We start from the raw sequence: 17,810 nt of genomic DNA on the forward strand, positions 1-17,810 counted from the left end.
GGACGTTCTTGGCGAAAAAGAGCGTCCATTTTTTCGTGCGGAAACAGGAGTTTTCCTCTTTGGAAGGAAATAAATAAATGAATCATCATTCAGAGGGGGAGAGCGATGGAAACGATCGTACTGACATTTGACCAAAACAAAGCGATATTGGAACTGAACCGCCCGCAGGCGTTAAATGCCATGGATGTGAAAATGCTAACGGAACTCGTCGACGCGCTGCGGAAAATCAAGGAAAGTGACGCTTCCGTTGTCGTCATCCGCGGCAAAGGGAGAGGATTTTCTGCGGGTGGCGACATTAAGACAATGCTGGCGGTTGATGACCCGAGCCAATTTCAAACCGTGATGAAAACGATTCAGGAGATGATCATGCTCTTGTATACGATGCCGAAAATCACTGTTTCGCTCATCCATGGCCCAGCGGCCGGCCTTGGATTCAGCTTTGCCTTGGCGAGCGATTACCTCATCGCCACGAAAGAAGCGCGCTTGGCGATGAATTTCATCGGCATCGGCCTCATCCCAGACGGCGGCGGGCATTTCTTCTTGGCCCAGCGGGTCGGCACGGCGAAAGCCAAACAGATCATTTGGGAAGGAAAACCGATGAGCGCGGACGAAGCGCAGCAGCTCGGGCTGATTGACTTCATCGTCGAAGATGAACAACAGGCGGAACAAGCAATCGCTTCCTTGCAAGAAAAACCGCTTCAAGCCATGATCGCCACGAAAATGTTGTACGTCGAACAAACAAAAGAAGATTTGCTTCGCGTGCTCGAACTCGAAACCGACGCCCAACAGCGCATGCGGCAAACCGAAGACCACCGCGAAGGCGTCCGCGCCTTTTTAGAAAAGCGGAAGCCGGTGTTTGGGGGGAGGTAAGAGGGATTGAGACAACAAACTCCTGCCTGACTGCGCTTGTGTGCATCTTGGCAGGAGTCTCCTTTGTTCGTTGAGTTTTATGAACGTTCCAAACAGGAAATAAAACATCGATTTCATTGTGCGATTTTGACATACAAAATTTAAAAATAATAGTCAGTATTTATGGTAGAATGTAAGAAGATAGAAATTATCCAATCATACAACAGGGGGAGAGAATGATGAAAAAACTAATTAACGACCCAAATCAAGTTGTCAATGATATGTTGGAAGGAATGGTTGCCGCTTATCGTGATCGGTTGAGAAGGCTGCCGGGTACGAATGTGATTGTGAGAAACGACGCTCCAGTAAAAGGAAAAGTCGGAATCGTGAGCGGCGGCGGCAGCGGACATGAGCCGGCGCATGCGGGCTATGTCGGCAAAGGAATGTTAGATGCGGCGATATGCGGGGAAGTGTTTACCTCACCGACACCTGACCAGGTGCTTGAGGCGATCAAAGCGGTCGATAGCGGGAAAGGTGTATTCCTTATTATCAAAAATTATACGGGAGATGTCATGAATTTTGAAATGGCCGCGGAGTTGGCCGAAGCAGAGGGGATTCGTGTCGCGAAAGTCATTGTGAATGACGATGTTGCGGTGGAAGACAGCACGTTTACGACAGGGCGGCGCGGCATCGCGGGAACGGTGTTCGTTCATAAAATCGCAGGGGCGCTGGCGGAGCGCGGCGCATCGCTTGAAGAAGTAGAAGCGGTAGCGAAGAAGGTGGTGCAAAACGTCCGTTCCATGGGAATGGCACTTACTCCGTGCACCGTGCCGGCAGCGGGGAAACCAGGCTTTGAACTTGGCGAAAATGAAATCGAAGTTGGCATCGGCATTCACGGCGAACCGGGAATTGAAAAAACAACGCTTAAAACAGCGGACGAAATCACGGAAACGTTGTTGAACAAAATTTTCGCTGACATGAAATTAGAAAAAGGCGATCGCGTCGCAGTGATGATTAACGGGCTTGGCGCGACACCGTTAATGGAGCTGTATATTGTGAATAAAAAAGTGTCGGAAATCTTAAAGGAAAAGCAAATTCATGTTCATGAAACGTTTGTCGGAGAATATATGACCTCTCTGGAAATGGCGGGATGCTCGATATCGCTATTGAAATTGGATGATTCCTTAATCGAATTGTTAGATGCGCCTGCCGATACAATTGCGTTGAAAAAATAAAGGGAGAGGAGAAATCATCATGGCGTTTGGCGTGGAACAGGCAAAACGATGGATGAACATCGCAAACGATAAAATTCAGCAACAAAAACAATATTTAACGGAGCTCGATCAAGCAATCGGCGATGGCGACCATGGGCTAAATACGGCGCGGGGATTTCAAGAAGTAGTCGAAAAAATTGCTTCTGTCAATTACGAAGATCTCGGTTCGCTTTTCAAAGACGTAAGCATGACGTTAATCGCGAAAGTAGGCGGAGCTTCAGGGCCGCTATACGGCACTGCATTTTTGAAAATGTCATTGGCGCTAAACGGGAAAAAGGAAGCGGATGATAAAGAGCTGGTCGCAGCGTTAGAAGCGGCGTTAAGCGGAATCAAAGCGCGCGGAAAAGCAAGCGTTGGCGAAAAAACGATGGTTGATGTGTGGGAGCCGGTCATAGAGTTGTTGCGGGAAAAGGGAAGCATGCAAGCGAAAGAAGCGGCGCTTCTCGCAAAAGAAAAAATGGAACACACAAAAGAACTTGAGGCGAAAAAAGGGCGCGCCGCTTACTTAGGAAAGCGATCGGTTGGCCACATCGATCCAGGTTCGGCTTCTTCGTATTTTTTGTTTGCCGCTTTAGCGGAAGCGCTGGAAGGATAAAGGGGAGATCAATTCATGAAGTATGTCAGCCTTGTATTAATTTCGCACAGTGAGGAAATTGTAAGCGGTTTAAAAAAACTATTGAATCAAGTTCAGCCTGATGTTCCGATCGCAATTGCCGGGGGAAATGATGGAGAGATTGGAACAAACGCTTTCCGCATCAAGGAAGCGATTGAGTCCGTTTATTCGGAAAAAGGGGTTGTTATTCTGTTTGACCTTGGAAGTGCTTTGATGAATGCGGAATTGGCAATCGAAATGCTGGAGAAAACGGGTCATATCGCCATCGCCGATGCCCCATTGGTGGAAGGAGCGTATATCGCCGCTGTGGAAGCAGGGTTGGGCAAATCGCTCGATGAAGTCGTCCGAGCGTGTGAACAAGCGAAGCAAATGGTGAAGGTGGAACATTAAGAATTTACGGTGTAGATTTATCATAAATTATGGATATAGATGAATACATTGTCATTACAGATTGAAAAGCGGTCGATTTTTGAAGAATTCGAGATGATCGAATACAAACATCAAAACAACTGATGTCAAAGCGGGGATTTGACCAAGCATTGGTACTCAGAAATCATTATGATTTCTGGGTTCATTTTTTTACAAAAAATTGTTTTTTGAAACAAAATTCGACAACATTCTTCATCGGATTCATATATGGTTTAGATAGAATCATTAAAGGGGGAGTTTTTGAGTGTTTTGTCATCAATGCGGTGAAAAAGTATCTGATCAAGCTCGGTTTTGCCCACAATGCGGTGTGCCGTTGCGGGAGGGGGAACAGGAGACAGATCATCATTTAGATAGTGTTGTGAGCGCAGCGGATGAGGAATCGAATTCGCTTTCTAAAAGCGAACAAGCAGCTAAATACAGCAAAGTCCGACGGTTATTGCCAATTGCCATTCCTGTTGCGAGTTTGATTATTGTAGCTTCTAGCATTGCTGGTTTTTACGGTTATGAGCAAAAGGTAAACGCGCAAGTGGTAGCGTTGCAAAAAAGGCGGAGGAGCTTGCTTTGAAAGGAGAATATGAAAGGGCGGAAAAAGAATTAAATAAAGCGTTAAATCTTCGTCCGAATTATACGGTGTTATCTAAAGATATACATGTTATTCGACAAGCGGAAGCGCTTGCGAAAGGGCTGCAAGAAGTAGAACAAAAGATAAAACAAAAACAATATGATGAAGCTGCCGAACAATTAGAAAATGTGAAAAAGGAATATGAAAAGAGAAAAGGCCCTTTGTTTAACCCATTTCAGAAAGAAATTACGAGAAGAGATATTACGATAACGGTGGGGAAAATCAAACAGGAGTTAGACGAATTAACTACAATTCTGTAGATGAGCAAATTTGCTAACATAAATTTACAAACTAAACAAAAAAGGAGACATGAACCCGATTCCTTGGTTAGAATAGATGTGCTACCAACTACCCACAAGGAGGTTCATGTCTCATGAATAGATTAGCACATCATCAAGGAATCCACAAGTTTTTCATGACGCTGGGATTGGCGCTTTATTTCTCGAAGCCGGTCATCAAGCATCTCGTTCATCTTGTCGACGCCTTGACGACCAAGGGATTTTCGGGGACATTGACGGATGTCCGGTACTGGAGTTTTCATCCGAATCATCGAACCACGCTCAGCCACTTTTTCACGAAAAGCCCTTGGAACGAGGAAAAACTGCTTGAGAAGCTTCAGGAGTGGGTTCTTCGCCAGATCGAACGCCTGGCCAAACGGACGAATCAACCCCTGTTCCTTTCGATTGATGATACCATTTGCCAAAAAACGAAGCCTTCGTCACGGGCAACGCACGCCATTCAAGGGTGTGACTGGCATTTCTCTCACAGCGATCATCAATTGGTCTGGGGGGCATTCGCTTGTTTGGCTGATGGTGCACACCTTCACGCAAGCGTTTGCGCTCGCCTTTCGTCTGTATGACAAGACATCGGGAAGAAGCAAAATCGACCTGGCGATCGAGATGCTTTCCTCGCTCAAGGGGAAGCGGGCTCAGCCGGTGTATGTGCTCGTGGATTCATGGTATCCGTCCCAAGCGCTCATCGAAGCCTGTCTGAAACAAGGATTCCATGTCATCGCCATGCTCAAGACGAACCGGATTCTCTACCCGAAAGGTATCGCCATCCAAGCGAAGGAGTTTGCCCGCTATATCGAGCCAAATGACACCCGCCTCGTCACGGTGGGGAACGAGCGCTATCGTGTCTACCGCTACGAAGGCGCGCTCAACGGTCTTGATGACGCGGTGGTGCTGCTGGCTTGGAAGGCGGATCAACCGATGACGCCGGATCATCTCCATGTCATATTGAGCACCGACCGGGAGCTGAGTGACGAAGACATCTTGCGTTACTATGCCCAGCGCTGGACGATCGAATGCTTTTTCCGGCAGGCAAAAGACCAGCTGAAGCTCGATGGGTACCGTGTTCGCCACGTTCGGGCGGTGAAACGGTATTGGGTCGTGGTGCTGTTCGCCTGCGTATACAGCATCGCGGAATCTCAACAAGACATCTCTTCCGGCCTGGAGCTTCTTCGGTCTCGGAAAGGGCACAGCGTCGTCGAGTTCATCTATGACGCCGCAAAGCAAGATATTCCCATTGATGTGATCAAAAAACAGCTCCATGTCGCCTAAGGGGTCTCCTGTTTGTCTCTTAGGGAATGGAAATTACTGTAATGAAAAATACTCATCTACAGTACAGAAGTATAAATCAATGGTTTAACAAAGAAAATGCCAGACTTCAAAGCATGAAAGATAAGCAAAAAATCAAAGGCACCACTCGTAAACAGGATGTCAATGGCGCATTAAACATCTTAAAGAAAAGTAAAGCTGTAGACCTGAGTGTCTTATGCTCTAGCGGCGAAGTGGACACGCCTCAAAGAATAAGGATTGCTTGAAGCAGTCAAACTTCTTTGGAAGCCCCCACTTCAAATTTTCGCTAGAAAATTAAGTGGGGGTAGTTCACGCGCAGAAGATGTCCGGCGCATGATTGAGGCGTGCGAGGAAAACGGTGTTTTATTCATGGAAGCGTTCATGTACCAGTTTCATCCGCAGCATGAACGGGTGAAGCAGCTTTTAGCCGATGGGGCGATCGGTGACATCAAGTACATGCGCACCCATTTCTCCTTTTACTTGCAAGACCGGGAAACGAATATCCGCATGAACCCTAAGCTTGGCGGGGGAAGCCTATTCGATGTCGGTTGCTATTGTGTGCATTCGACGAGACACATCCTTGACGCCGAACCAATCGAATTATTTGTTCAATCCCATTTTGATCCGCACCGTTCGGTCGATTTAACGACGAATGGTTGGATGAGGATGGAAAACGGTGTTCTTGTGCAGTTCACGTGCAGTTTTGACATGCTCTTTCAGAACGAATACGAAGTTATTGGCACGAAGGGGAAAATCGTTGTCTCGCGGGCGTATCGGCCGGATGTGGATGATGGAGAGGGACGGATTACGATCGTAACGGCTGATGGCAGCGAGCGCGAGGAAACGGTGGCAGGCGACCAATACGCGCTGCAAATCGAGCACTTTTCGCGCTCCATTCTCGAAGGAACGCCGCTGTTGTATTCCCTGGAGCGCATGATCCAACAAGCACGGACGCTTGATGCTTGCCGCACATCGATGAAAACGGAAGAGATCGTACAATTATAAAGGAAGGAGAATTGAGATGAACATTACATACGAAAAGTGGTCCGAACTTAATGGAAACGATATTCTGTTGTTCACCTTGGTCAATGATCGCGGCATGGAACTGTCGACGACAAACTACGGATGCATCGTGACGGACATCCGCGTTCCCGACCGGAACGGCAAGATCGAAAATGTCGTGCTCGGGTTTGGCCGGTTTGAACCGTATTTGACCAACGCCCCTTACTTTGGCGCGGTGATCGGCCGGGTGGCGGGGCGCATTCAAGGGGCGAGTTTTGAGCTTGATGGCGTCACGTACCGGTTGGCGAAAAATGAGAACAACAACCACTTGCACGGCGGCCCGAACGGATTCCATCGCGTGCTTTGGCAGGCGGAACCGGTTCAGCGCGATGATGCGGTTGGGATCGTCTTTTCGTACACAAGCCCGGACGGGGAGGAGGGATATCCGGGAACGGTTCATGTTCAAGTAGCGTATTGGCTCAATAATAACAACGAATGGACCGTCACGTACCGGGCCCGTTCGAACAAAACGACGCTTGTCAATTTGACGAACCATACGTATTTTAACTTAAGCGGCAACGGCAAGCGTGATATTTTGGATCACACGCTGACCATCCAAAGCTCCCGTGTGTTGGAGCTGAATGAGGAGTTGATTCCGACAGGCCGCGTCTTGGATGTCGCCGGCACGCCGTTTGATTTGCGGCAAGGAAAGACGATACGGGAGGCGGTCGAATCCGGGCATCCGCAAATCGAACTCGTTGGCGGAGGCTATGACCATCCGTTTTGGCTCGACCGGCATCATGACAAAGAGATTGTGCTTTCCGATCCAGAGAGTGGGCGGATATTGACCGTCGAGACGGATGAAGTCGGCGTCGTCGTGTACACGTCGAACCAGTTGCCGGAAGGGTTGGATTTGGGCGGCGTGCCGTCGCGGAAATATCTCGGCATTTGCTTAGAAACGCAAGGGCTTCCGGATGCCATTCACCATCCGCAGTTTCCGTCGATCGTATTGCCGGCTGACAAGGAGCAGGTGTCGATGACAAGGTATCGATTTAGTGTTGACTAAGTTGAATTTTAAAATCTGAAAGCAGTTGTGGAAACAGAAAGTCATCATAACAAGTGTCGGGATGTAAAGCATTACGTAATAAAAAACGGTAACATCAGAGTGTGGGGGATCGTATGCTCATCCCCCCTGTAAAACTTCAACCAACATAGTTGTGGTTTTACAGGTGAGAATACTTTGTTTATATGATATACAAACAAATATGAAAGCGTTATAATAAAACTGAAACAAATCATTCTCGCTTATTTAAGGAGGACTTGGACATGGCGTATTTCCCGAATATCGGCACCATTCCATATGAAGGACCAGAGTCGCGCATCCGTTGGCGTTTAAGTTTTATAATCCAGAAGAAAAAGTCGGCGACAAAACAATGGAGGAGCATTTGCGCTTTTCAGTGGCCTATTGGCATACGTTTACGGGGGATGGGTCGGATCCGTTTGGCGTCGGCAATATGATTCGTCCATGGAATAAGTACAGCGGCATGGATCTGGCGAAGGCGCGCGTGGAGGCGGCGTTTGAGCTGTTTGAAAAGTTAAACGTTCCGTTTTTCTGCTTCCATGACGTCGACATCGCGCCGGAAGGGGAAACGCTCAGCGAGACGTACAAAAACTTGGATGAAATTGTCGATATGATTGAAGAATACATGAAAACAAGCAAAACGAAACTGCTGTGGAATACAGCGAACTTGTTCAGCCATCCACGCTTCGTTCACGGGGCGGCGACGTCGTGCAATGCTGATGTATTCGCCTATGCGGCGGCGAAAGTGAAAAAAGGGCTGGAGATCGCGAAGCGGCTCGGAGCGGAAAACTACGTGTTTTGGGGCGGTCGGGAAGGTTATGAGACGCTGCTGAACACGGACATGAAGTTGGAGCTTGACAATTTGGCTCGCTTCTTGCACATGGCGGTCGACTATGCGAAAGAGATCGGTTTTGACGGCCAGTTTTTGATCGAGCCGAAGCCGAAAGAGCCGACGAAGCATCAATACGATTTTGATGTCGCGACAGCGTTGGCATTCTTGCAAACGTACGGGCTCAAGGATTACTTCAAATTCAACATCGAAGCGAATCATGCGACGTTGGCGGGCCATACGTTTGAACATGAGCTGCGCGTCGCCCGCATCCACGGCATGCTTGGTTCGGTCGATGCGAACCAAGGCGATATGCTGCTTGGCTGGGATACGGACGAATTCCCGACCGATTTGTATACGACGACGTTGGCGATGTATGAAATTTTGCAAAACGGCGGCCTTGGGCGCGGCGGCTTGAACTTTGACGCGAAAGTGCGGAGAGGCTCATTCGAACCGGAAGATTTGTTCTACGCTCATATCGCCGGGATGGACAGCTTTGCGATCGGCTTAAAAGTCGCGCATCGATTGTTGGAAGACCGCGTGTTTGAACAGTTCATCGAAGAGCGGTACAAAAGCTATACGGAAGGCATTGGCCGCGAAATTGTCGAAGGAACGGCCGATTTCAAAAAACTCGAGGAGTATGCCTTGCAGCTCGGCGAAATTCGCAATACGTCCGGCCGCTTAGAGCGGCTGAAAACGCTGCTCAACCAATATTTGTTGGAAGTCAGCGTGCCGAGCGTATCCCGTTCGTGAAAGAGGGATGACTTTGGAATACGTCATTGGCGTCGATTTAGGAACGAGTGCAGTCAAAGTATTGCTTGTCGATCGAAACGGGCAGGTAAGAGGGGAATGGACCGAGTCCTATCCTCTCTACCAGCCGCATTCCGGCTATAGCGAGCAGCGCCCCGACGATTGGGTGGAAAAAACGATCGTCGCACTGCGCCGCGTCTGGGAGACGGCGGGCGTTTCCCCCGAGTCGATCGCGGGGATTAGTTTTTCCGGACAGATGCATGGGCTGGTGCTGCTTGATGACGATGGGAATGTGGTGCGCAATGCGATTTTGTGGAATGATACGAGAACGACAGCACAGTGTCGGGACATTGAAGAAAAGGTCGGCCAAGACGCGCTGCTGGCAATCGCCAAAAACCAGGCGCTTGAAGGATTCACCTTGCCGAAGCTCCTTTGGGTGAAACAACACGAACCCGAGCTGTACGAGCGGGCGCGGGTGTTTTTGTTGCCGAAAGATTACGTCCGCTTCCGCTTGACCGGGCACATCGCGATGGATGTATCGGATGCGGCGGGGACGTTGCTGTTGGATATCAAAACGAAAACGTGGAGCGAGGCGATCGCCCGGGCGGTCGGCGTCGATCTTTCGCTTTGTCCGCCGCTTGTCGAGGCGACGGCATGGGTCGGGACGCTGCGTCCGGAGGTGGCCGAACAGACCGGGCTGCCGGCATCGGTGAACGTGTTCGCCGGCGGAGCGGACAACGCTTGCGGCGCGGTGGGTGCGGGCATTTTGGCAGAAGGCCGCATGATGTCGAGCATCGGCACATCGGGCGTTGTGCTTGCCTATGAACAAAGCGGGGAAAAAGACTTCGCTGGACGAGTGCATTATTTCAACCATGCTGAGTCAAATGCTTACTATATCATGGGCGTGACGCTGGCGGCGGGCTACAGCTTTGACTGGTGGAAGCGGACGTTTGCGGAAGACGTGCCGTTTGCCGAGATCGTCCAGCGCGCTGCCGAGTCGCCGATCGGTGCGAACGGGTTGTTGTTTACGCCGTATTTGGTCGGCGAGCGGACGCCTTATGCGGACGCCGATATTCGCGGGTCGTTTGTCGGCGTCGATTCGCGGCAGACGAAATGGGATTTTGCCCGCGCGGTCATCGAAGGCATTACGTTTTCGCTAAACGAATCGGTCGAAATTATCAAAGCGAGCGGCAAAACGATCGATTCGGTCGTCTCGATCGGCGGCGGGGCGAAAAGCGCTGAGTGGCTGCAAATCCAAGCCGATATTTTCGATCTCCCGGTGGAAAAGCTGAAGAACGAACAAGGGCCGGGGCTCGGCGCTGCGATGATCGCCGCGTGCGGCGTCGGCTGGTTCGATTCGCTCAAGCAATGCGCGGATGCGTTCAAACAAGTCGAATCCGTCGTCGAACCGCGGCCGGATGCGGCGGCGAAATACAAAGAGCTGTTTGCGATTTATCGCGATGTATATCCGCGTACGAAAGAACTGGCGAAACGGTTAAAGGTGTTTCGGCCGTGACGATAAACTCCCTAAACCAGTGGATGGTTTGGGGAGTTTTTTGTTTGATCAAGCAATAAGGCAGGATGACCCGCCACGTTTGTCGAAAGGAGAACTTGAAAGGTGGAGATGAAACATGGACATTCGAAAAGAATTCGAACATCTTCAATATTTCTTTGACTCGTATTACAATCAGACGTTTTATAATGCTCAATTAGAAGAACAGTTTTTGCGATTTCTAGCGGATGAGCCGAAATGGGTGGTTCGTGCCTTGAAGCTGGAAGTAGAGAAACTCGAACGCATCCATCATCGCCGCGATACGGAGACATGGGCAAAAATCGAAGAACTTGTCCATGAAAACAGCATGCGCTATTTTTCGTTTGAGGATGGCAAAACGTTTATCAAAGTGGCCAGCCGTTTGTTAAAGGATATTGAGTAAAGGGACAAATCATGAACAAACAGCCTGTTTATTGGACGTCAGGTGACAGCGATTAGGCATGGATCGTATTGTTCGCTTTATGTTTCGATCGATTGATTGAACAACGGATAACACCTGTTCTTACCATATGTATGTGAGATGTTGAAAACGCGCCGCGTTGGCCGGACAGCTGTCGTTCATGGAGCGTGCAAAAGACATAGTCGGCGTAAAGATTGATTCGACAAAGGGGGGAGGAAATCCGAGCACGAAGCGCGAAAAAATAGGAGAGGGGCAAAACGGTTTTAGCCGAAAGAAGGGAGATACGTATGTTCTCTACACTTCCCATCCCGATCATCCAAGCCCCGATGGCTGGCGGAGTGTCGACGCCTAAACTGGCGGCGGCGGTGTCGAACGCCGGAGGGCTTGGTTTTTTGGCCGGCGGGTACAAGACAGCGGAGGCCATGAGGAAGGAAATTCACAAGCTGCGGACGTTGACGGACCGGCCGTTTGGGGTGAATGTGTTTGTGCCGGGGGATAAAACAGTGGATGAAAAGGCGCTCGAACGCTACCGCGCCGTGCTCGAATCCGAGGCGGAGCGGCTTGGGGCGTCAGTCGGCGAGCCGAAATGGGATGACGACGACTGGGAGGCGAAGTTTGATGTGCTTCTTGAGGAGCGGGTGCCGGTCGTCAGCTTTACGTTCGGCTGCCCGGACAAGGAAGTGATCGCCGCCTTGCAAAAGGCCGGGTCGTTTGTCATGGTGACGGTGACATCAAGGGAAGAAGCCTGCATGGCTGCTGAAGCCGGGGCGAATGCGCTTTGTGTGCAAGGGGAGGAAGCGGGAGGGCATCGGGCTTCGTTTGGCAACGATCCGAAAAAGGATGGGGCGCTCGAGTTGTTTCCGCTGCTGGCCCAAGTGCGGACGGCGGTTCGGATTCCGCTTGTGGCGGCGGGCGGGATCATGGATGGGCGCGGCATCGCGGCGGCGCTCAAAGCCGGGGCGAGCGTGGTGCAGCTCGGGACGGCGTTTTTGCGCTGCCCGGAAAGCGGGGCGCATCCGCTCCATAAGCAGGCGCTTGCCGATCCGCGGTTTGCCGAAACGGCCGTGACGAGGGCGTTTACCGGCCGGCCGGCGCGCGGGCTTGTGAACCGGTTTATGGCGGAGTATCGCGCCATGGCGCCGGCGGCATATCCGCATGTGCACCATATGACGAAGCCGCTGCGCGCCGCATCCGCCAAGGCGGGCGACCCGGAGGGAATGTCGCTTTGGGCCGGGACAGGATACCGGCTGGCGCGGGAGCTTCCGGCCGCGGAGCTTGTCGAAGAGCTGAAGCGGGAGCTGGAGGAAGCTTGGCGGAAATGAGTGAAACGTCCGCGCTTGTCGGTTACGGCCGTGGACGTTTCGCTATTCCCCAACGCTGCAATTTTTTCACTAATGTCGAATGATCGATGCCGAGCTGTTCAGCCGCTTTGCGGAGCGATGGGGCAGCTTCGAGCGTTTCGAACACGAGCTGTTTTTCGTACTGTTCCACTTTTTCTTTCAGCGTCGATGCTGACGGTGACTCCATTTGACGGCGGATGTGGGACGGCAAGTCATCGGGTTCGATGCATCGGGACGGAACGGAGACGACTAAATTTTCCATTAGGTTTTTTAATTCGCGGACATTGCCGGGCCAATGGTATCGCTCCAGTACCGCTTTGGCTGCTGGCGACAGCTTCTTTGGAATGCGGTATTGTTCGCAGAAAAAGCTGAAATAATGGTCAAGGAGCGGCTCGATGTCCTGCGGGCGCTCGGACAGCGGTGGAACGTACAGTTCAACGACGTGAAGCCGGTAGTACAAGTCGGCGCGAAACAGGCCGGCTTCCATTTGCTTTTGAAGGTCTTGGTTGGTGGCGGCAATGACGCGGACATCGAGCGCTTTCGCTTTACGGCCGCCGATGCGCTGTATTCTTTTTTCCTGAAGAACGCGCAACAGCTTCACTTGCAAGGAAAGCGGCATTTCTCCAATTTCATCAAGCAAAATCGTGCCGCCATCGGCAAGTTCAAACAAACCGATTTTGCCGCCGGCTTGGGCGCCGGTGAACGCCCCTTTTTCATAGCCGAACAGCTCTGACTCAAGCAACGATTCAGGAATCGCCGCGCAGTTGACTTTAATGAAGGGAGCGTCTTTGCGTGGGCTGAGATAATGGATCAAATTAGCGATCACTTCTTTGCCGACGCCGGACGGGCCGGTCAATAACACCGTTGTTGGGTAGGCTGCGATTTGCATTACTTTGTCGATGAGTGTTTTCATGGCCGGGCTGCGGCAAATCATGGCCTCCTCACGGTTGTCGACGGAGAACGTATAACGATGCTGGTTGAGCTGTGAAAAACTTTTGGCTTTTTCCAACTCAAGCTTCAGCTTGTTCAGTTCCGAGATGTCGCGGACGCTCGTGACCACCATCTCGATGTCTCCTTGTTCGTTGAATACTGGATTTCCAGTGACGATGACATCTTTTTTTCCGCCAATGGTCTGCAACATGGAAATACGTTGCTTTTGCTTTAAAACGAGCAAAGATACGGATTGATCGAAATAGCCTTCACGAACGAGTTCCTCCATATGCCGGCCAATCAGCTCCTCACGCCGAAATCCAGTGATTTGTTCATAAGCGGAGTTGACCATAAGCGTTATGCCGTTGCCGTCAACGACATAGATGCCATCTGTTGAGAATTCGATAATTGTTTCCATTTGTTTGGAAAGTTGACGGTAATGTTCGATTTCATTGAAATCTTGCAAAACAGCAACTGCACCGGCTAATTCACCGTTTTCATAAAAAGGAGTGCGATTGACAAGAAAGGTGCGTCCGTGAATGATCGCTTCTGTCCCGATCATTCGTTCCCCTGTTTTGGCTACATGTGGGAGCTTTGTTTCGGGCAACAGGGCAAAGATGTCTTTGCCTTTCCACTCTTCTCCTTCGAGGTGAAGCAGTTGTTTTGCTGCGTCATTGAGAAAGACAATCTGGTTATATCGATCAATGACGATGACGCCGTTATGAAACGAGGAAAGAAGAGATTGCATCCATTCCTGATTCATCGTGGTATTCAATAAGAATCCCCCTTTTTTTCGATTGGTGAAAATAATCACCGACTGGTGAAAACGGTAACAATATGCTTATTTCAACAGAGTTGTCATCTTTTCCTTCTCTGCAATGGTGATTTTTTTCGTTGAAATATGAATGTAGTGTCATAAAACATTTGAGTCGACTGCTTTTTGGTTATGTTCTTTTTATTAGACATGCCTTAGCTCGTTTTTCGGATGAAAGACTGCCAAATGGCCGATGGTGTCCGCGTTCCACCAGTCCTGTGGAGGGAGAGAGAAGGATTGTTATAACTTGTGTATGTCGTCAGCTATGGGGGTTGGCATACTGCTTGCGTAAATGAAAAAACAGGGGAAGGTGACAAGACCCCCTAATCAAATAATGATAGAGGAGGAAAAGATGATGACAAACATAGTTAAACCTCGCCCAAAGTTGTATGTCATGGATAATGGACGAATGAGGATGGACAAGAACTGGATGATTGCGATGCACAATCCGGCGACGATTCACAATCCGAATGCACAGACGGAGTTTGTGGAGTTTCCTATTTATACGGTTCTTATTGATCATCCGGAAGGAAAAATTTTGTTCGATACAGCCTGTAACCCGAATTCTATGGGTCCTCAAGGTAGATGGGCGGAAGCGACCCAGCAAATGTTCCCATGGAATGCCAGTGAAGAATGTTATTTGCACAATCGGTTAGAACAGTTAAGAGTCCGTCCAGAGGATATTCGTTATGTTGTTGCTTCTCATTTGCATTTAGACCATGCTGGATGTTTGGAAATGTTTACGAATGCGACGATTGTTGTCCATGAAGACGAGTTTAACGGTGCATTGCAATGTTATGCGAGAAACCAAAAAGAAGGAGCTTATATTTGGGCTGATATCGATGCATGGATTAAAAACAACTTGCAGTGGCGGACAGTAAAACGGCATGAGGATCAGATTTTGCTGGCAGAAGGGGTAAGAGTGTTAAACTTTGGAAGTGGTCATGCTTGGGGAATGTTGGGCCTTCATGTTGAACTGGCGGAAACGGGGAAAATAATCCTTGCCTCCGACGCGATTTACACAGCGGAAAATTATGGTCCTCCTGTTAAGCCGCCCGGTATTATTTACGATTCGCTCGGCTATGTGAATACCGTCGAACGAATTCGCCGCATTGCTCAAGAAACTAATTCTGAAATTTGGTTTGGTCATGATGCAGAACAATTTAGCCAATTTCGCAAATCCACAGAAGGATACTACGAATGAAAGAAAGGGGCAGTATTGATGACCGCATCCCGCATCGTCTTTCCGCCGCTCAGCTATGTCGGCTGGGGGGCGCTTGGCCAGTTAGTTCCAGAAGTAAAAAGGCTTGGGGCAAAACACGTGTTGGTGATCACCGATCCAGCGCTTGAAAAACTCGGTCTCGTCGAGCAAGTGGCATCTCCGCTCCGGCAAGCAGGGTGCAGCGTGCATGTATATACGGATGTTGTGCCGGAGCCGCCGCTTGAAACGGGGGAAAAGGCGGTGGCGTTTGCCCGCGGCGGAGAGTTTGATCTCGTCATCGGGGTCGGCGGCGGCAGCGCGATGGATTTGGCGAAACTGGCGGCGGTGCTGGCTGTCCACGAAGGATCGGTCGCCGAGTATTTAAACTTGACGGGAACGAGAACGCTTGAGAAAAAAGGATTGCCGAAAATATTGATTCCGACGACATCAGGCACCGGGTCGGAGGTGACGAACATCTCCGTATTGTCCTTAGAAACGACGAAAGACGTCGTGACGCATGACTATTTGTTGGCGGATGTGGCGATCGTCGACCCGCAACTCACTGTTTCTGTTCCGCCGCGGGTGACGGCGGCGACGGGCATTGATGCGCTCACCCATGCGGTTGAAGCGTACGTGTCGGTCAACGCGAGCCCGACATCGGACGGCTTGGCGCTTCAGGCGATGCGTCTCATTTCCCGCTCATTGCGCAAGGCGGTGGAAAATGGAGCGGACAAACAGGCGCGCATCGATATGGCGAACGGCAGCTACCTGGCTGGGTTGGCGTTTTTCAACGCCGGGGTGGCGGGCGTGCATGCGCTCGCGTATCCGCTTGGCGGGCAGTTTCATATCGCCCATGGCGAATCGAACGCCGTGCTCTTGCCGTATGTGATGGGCTACATCCGCCAAAGCTGCACGAAACGAATGGCGGACATGTTAAACGCCCTTGGCGGCAACTCAAGCTTTTTATCAGAGGAGGAGGCGTCGCGCCGCTGCGTCGAGGAGCTCGAGCGCCTCGTCGCCGATGTCGGCATTCCGAAGACGCTCGGCGGTTTTGGCATTCCGGAAAGCGCATTAGAAAGTCTGACGAAGGACGCCGTCCAGCAAAAACGGCTGCTCGCCCGCAGTCCGATGCCGCTTTTGGAAGCCGACATCCGCGCGATTTACCAAGCGGCGTTTGCCGGGGCGATCGTGGAACCGAACAACCAGTGAGAACACAAAAACAGGGGCTGCTTCAGGCTCCTGTTTTTTCTTTGGCTGTTGGAAATAGGGTCTCGCTCCTCAGGTTGGATCCCCTTCCGCTCAAGGGGCGACGTTTTTCACGTTTTCTTGATGGAGAAGCAGGAATTTCCACACGTTGGGGCGAACCCATATACATCAGCCGCCGAAATTCGACAAAAGACGATTCCAGTTCTTGTGGAGGAGGAGCGTTCATGTTTACGACTGTCATTACGCCGCGCGTGTCGGAGACGGACGGCGTCGGCCATATTAACAATACGACCGTGCCCGTTTGGTTTGAAGCGGGGCGGCATGAAATTTTCAAGCTGTTTACGCCTGATTTGTCATTCAAACGTTGGCGAATGGTGATCATCCGCATGGAAGTCGATTATGTCAACCAAATGTATTATGGGCAAGATGTGACCGTGTATACCGGCATTGAACGCATCGGCAACACAAGCCTCACGATTTATGAAGAAATCCACCAAAACGGGGTGGTGTGCGCCAAAGGACGGGCGGTGTATGTCAATTTCAATTTTGACACCGGGCGGCCCGAGCCGATTCCGGATGACATTCGGGCGAAATTGCGCGAACATGTATGGCAGCCAAGAGAGTAGATGAAAGGAGGTGACAGTGTGAAGGAGCATCATCTTTGGGAGCAAGTGAAAACGAAGCTTGCGCAAAAGCTGCCCGGCCCGTCGTTTGACACGTGGTTTGCCTCGACGTCGGCGACGGTGGATGAGGATTGGCTCATCATTGAATGCCTCAACGACATTCAATGTGAATGGCTGCAAACAAGATACGGCGAACTCATCAGTGAAACCGTCCGCGAAGTGTTCGGCCGCGAGATGCGCATCTTCGTCTCTGTCCACGGCGAGCGGCAGAAAATCGAAGAGCGGCTCGAACAGCGATTCGGCGCTCCGATGACCTTCCGTCAATACGTCACCCGCCTTGAGCGGCAGATGGAGGAGCTGGAGCGGCGCATTGACCACTACGCGCGCATCATCGATGAACTGCTGGAATCCCGTCCGATTCACTGATGATCCCCTTAACGAGCAAACCTCCAACAAGAAGCGGCCTCCGCTCCATCAAGCGGAAGGTCGCTTCTTTATGTGATAAAAAGTTACATGGTTCCAACAAATACGTATATTACTCTAATTTTTCATGCGATTATTCATGTTTTTTGTTAAAAGTGTGTTATATAAACTTACATAAAAAATACATGCTTCATGTTTGACGTGATATGATGGGCACAACCAAGGCAAAGGGGGAATGTGAGGGTGATGCGAACAAGAACAATCGGATTATGGGAGTTGCTGGTGATGACGA

Annotated in this window: 15 protein-coding genes and 4 pseudogenes; 18 read left to right on the plus strand and 1 reads right to left on the minus strand. The window is 50.5% G+C overall.

The features are described 5' to 3' along the window. The first annotated feature begins 105 nt into the window (after positions 1-105). The 14 genes and pseudogenes from CWI35_RS00745 (at position 106) to CWI35_RS00810 (ending at position 12,303) form a co-directional block, all read left to right on the plus strand. A complete protein-coding gene (locus tag CWI35_RS00745; protein WP_119877384.1) occupies positions 106-870 on the plus strand; it encodes an enoyl-CoA hydratase in 765 nt (254 codons plus the stop codon). A gap of 218 nt (positions 871-1,088) precedes the next feature. Further along, positions 1,089-2,084: a dihydroxyacetone kinase subunit DhaK gene (gene dhaK / locus CWI35_RS00750; RefSeq protein WP_119877385.1), complete on the plus strand. Its 996-nt coding sequence runs from the start codon at positions 1,089-1,091 to the stop codon at positions 2,082-2,084. Positions 2,085-2,103: 19 nt separating this feature from the next. Further along, positions 2,104-2,718: a dihydroxyacetone kinase subunit DhaL gene (dhaL, locus tag CWI35_RS00755; protein ID WP_119877386.1), complete on the plus strand. Its 615-nt coding sequence runs from the start codon at positions 2,104-2,106 to the stop codon at positions 2,716-2,718. A gap of 15 nt (positions 2,719-2,733) precedes the next feature. Beyond that, the gene (gene dhaM / locus CWI35_RS00760; protein ID WP_119877387.1) at positions 2,734-3,126 is read left to right on the plus strand and encodes a dihydroxyacetone kinase phosphoryl donor subunit DhaM; all 393 of its coding nucleotides are present in this window, start codon (positions 2,734-2,736) and stop codon (positions 3,124-3,126) included. 283 nt (positions 3,127-3,409) lie between these two features. After that, a complete protein-coding gene (locus CWI35_RS00765) occupies positions 3,410-3,730 on the plus strand; it encodes a zinc-ribbon domain-containing protein (RefSeq protein WP_119877388.1) in 321 nt (106 codons plus the stop codon). Then, complete coding sequence (locus CWI35_RS00770; RefSeq protein WP_119877389.1) at positions 3,727-4,047, plus strand: hypothetical protein; 321 nt, start codon at positions 3,727-3,729, stop codon at positions 4,045-4,047. Before CWI35_RS00765 ends, CWI35_RS00770 begins: the two co-directional genes overlap by 4 nt. A 113-nt stretch (positions 4,048-4,160) precedes the next feature. Then, positions 4,161-5,349, plus strand: a pseudogene (locus CWI35_RS00775) (IS701 family transposase). Positions 5,350-5,414: 65 nt separating this feature from the next. Continuing rightward, positions 5,415-5,612, plus strand: a pseudogene (locus tag CWI35_RS18780) (hypothetical protein); the annotation flags it as partial. A gap of 70 nt (positions 5,613-5,682) precedes the next feature. Next, positions 5,683-6,372: pseudogene (locus tag CWI35_RS00785) on the plus strand (Gfo/Idh/MocA family protein); the annotation flags it as partial. 16 nt (positions 6,373-6,388) lie between these two features. Then, positions 6,389-7,435 carry an aldose epimerase family protein gene (locus CWI35_RS00790; protein ID WP_119877390.1) on the plus strand — a complete coding sequence of 349 codons (1,047 nt, stop codon included), beginning with the start codon at positions 6,389-6,391 and terminating at the stop codon, positions 7,433-7,435. 260 nt (positions 7,436-7,695) lie between these two features. Further along, positions 7,696-9,032 (plus strand): annotated as a pseudogene (gene xylA / locus CWI35_RS00795) (xylose isomerase). A gap of 13 nt (positions 9,033-9,045) precedes the next feature. After that, positions 9,046-10,545 carry a xylulokinase gene (gene xylB, locus CWI35_RS00800; protein WP_119877391.1) on the plus strand — a complete coding sequence of 500 codons (1,500 nt, stop codon included), beginning with the start codon at positions 9,046-9,048 and terminating at the stop codon, positions 10,543-10,545. Between the two features lie 115 nt (positions 10,546-10,660). Beyond that, positions 10,661-10,963, plus strand: a complete 303-nt coding sequence (locus CWI35_RS00805) for a hypothetical protein (protein ID WP_069304274.1) — start codon at positions 10,661-10,663, stop codon at positions 10,961-10,963. 305 nt (positions 10,964-11,268) lie between these two features. Next, positions 11,269-12,303 (plus strand): NAD(P)H-dependent flavin oxidoreductase, encoded by a 1,035-nt coding sequence (locus CWI35_RS00810; RefSeq protein ID WP_069304273.1) that lies wholly within the window; start codon positions 11,269-11,271, stop codon positions 12,301-12,303. A gap of 22 nt (positions 12,304-12,325) precedes the next feature. On the opposite strand, the gene CWI35_RS00815 is transcribed toward CWI35_RS00810, so the two are convergent. Beyond that, entirely contained in the window at positions 12,326-14,026 is a 1,701-nt protein-coding gene (locus CWI35_RS00815) for a sigma-54 interaction domain-containing protein (protein ID WP_081823183.1), read from the minus strand. 394 nt (positions 14,027-14,420) lie between these two features. On the opposite strand from CWI35_RS00815, the gene ahlS reads away from it, so the two are divergent. The 4 genes from ahlS (at position 14,421) to CWI35_RS00835 (ending at position 17,521) form a co-directional block, all read left to right on the plus strand. Then, positions 14,421-15,269 carry an AhlS family quorum-quenching N-acyl homoserine lactonase gene (ahlS, locus tag CWI35_RS00820; protein WP_033025506.1) on the plus strand — a complete coding sequence of 283 codons (849 nt, stop codon included), beginning with the start codon at positions 14,421-14,423 and terminating at the stop codon, positions 15,267-15,269. 18 nt (positions 15,270-15,287) lie between these two features. Further along, positions 15,288-16,475, plus strand: coding sequence for an iron-containing alcohol dehydrogenase (locus CWI35_RS00825; protein WP_069304272.1), 1,188 nt, complete (start codon positions 15,288-15,290; stop codon positions 16,473-16,475). 221 nt (positions 16,476-16,696) lie between these two features. Next, positions 16,697-17,098 (plus strand): acyl-CoA thioesterase, encoded by a 402-nt coding sequence (locus CWI35_RS00830; protein WP_047753060.1) that lies wholly within the window; start codon positions 16,697-16,699, stop codon positions 17,096-17,098. A gap of 18 nt (positions 17,099-17,116) precedes the next feature. After that, positions 17,117-17,521 carry a DnaA N-terminal domain-containing protein gene (locus CWI35_RS00835; RefSeq protein WP_119877392.1) on the plus strand — a complete coding sequence of 135 codons (405 nt, stop codon included), beginning with the start codon at positions 17,117-17,119 and terminating at the stop codon, positions 17,519-17,521. The last annotated feature ends 289 nt before the right edge of the window (positions 17,522-17,810 follow it).

Source organism: [Bacillus] caldolyticus, assembly GCF_003595605.1.
In the GTDB taxonomy this organism is placed as follows: Bacteria; Bacillota; Bacilli; order Bacillales; family Anoxybacillaceae; genus Geobacillus; species Geobacillus thermoleovorans.

Excerpts from the sequence above, each read along its gene's own strand:
- CWI35_RS00745 (WP_119877384.1), top strand. The coding sequence starts at position 106 with ATGGAAACGATCGTACTGACATTTGACCAAAACAAAGCGATATTGGAA.
- dhaK (WP_119877385.1), top strand. The coding sequence starts at position 1,089 with ATGAAAAAACTAATTAACGACCCAAATCAAGTTGTCAATGATATGTTG.
- dhaL (WP_119877386.1), top strand. The coding sequence starts at position 2,104 with ATGGCGTTTGGCGTGGAACAGGCAAAACGATGGATGAACATCGCAAAC.
- dhaM (WP_119877387.1), top strand. The coding sequence starts at position 2,734 with ATGAAGTATGTCAGCCTTGTATTAATTTCGCACAGTGAGGAAATTGTA.
- CWI35_RS00790 (WP_119877390.1), top strand. The coding sequence starts at position 6,389 with ATGAACATTACATACGAAAAGTGGTCCGAACTTAATGGAAACGATATT.
- CWI35_RS00805 (WP_069304274.1), top strand. The coding sequence starts at position 10,661 with ATGGACATTCGAAAAGAATTCGAACATCTTCAATATTTCTTTGACTCG.
- CWI35_RS00810 (WP_069304273.1), top strand. The coding sequence starts at position 11,269 with ATGTTCTCTACACTTCCCATCCCGATCATCCAAGCCCCGATGGCTGGC.
- ahlS (WP_033025506.1), top strand. The coding sequence starts at position 14,421 with ATGACAAACATAGTTAAACCTCGCCCAAAGTTGTATGTCATGGATAAT.
- CWI35_RS00825 (WP_069304272.1), top strand. The coding sequence starts at position 15,288 with ATGACCGCATCCCGCATCGTCTTTCCGCCGCTCAGCTATGTCGGCTGG.
- CWI35_RS00830 (WP_047753060.1), top strand. The coding sequence starts at position 16,697 with ATGTTTACGACTGTCATTACGCCGCGCGTGTCGGAGACGGACGGCGTC.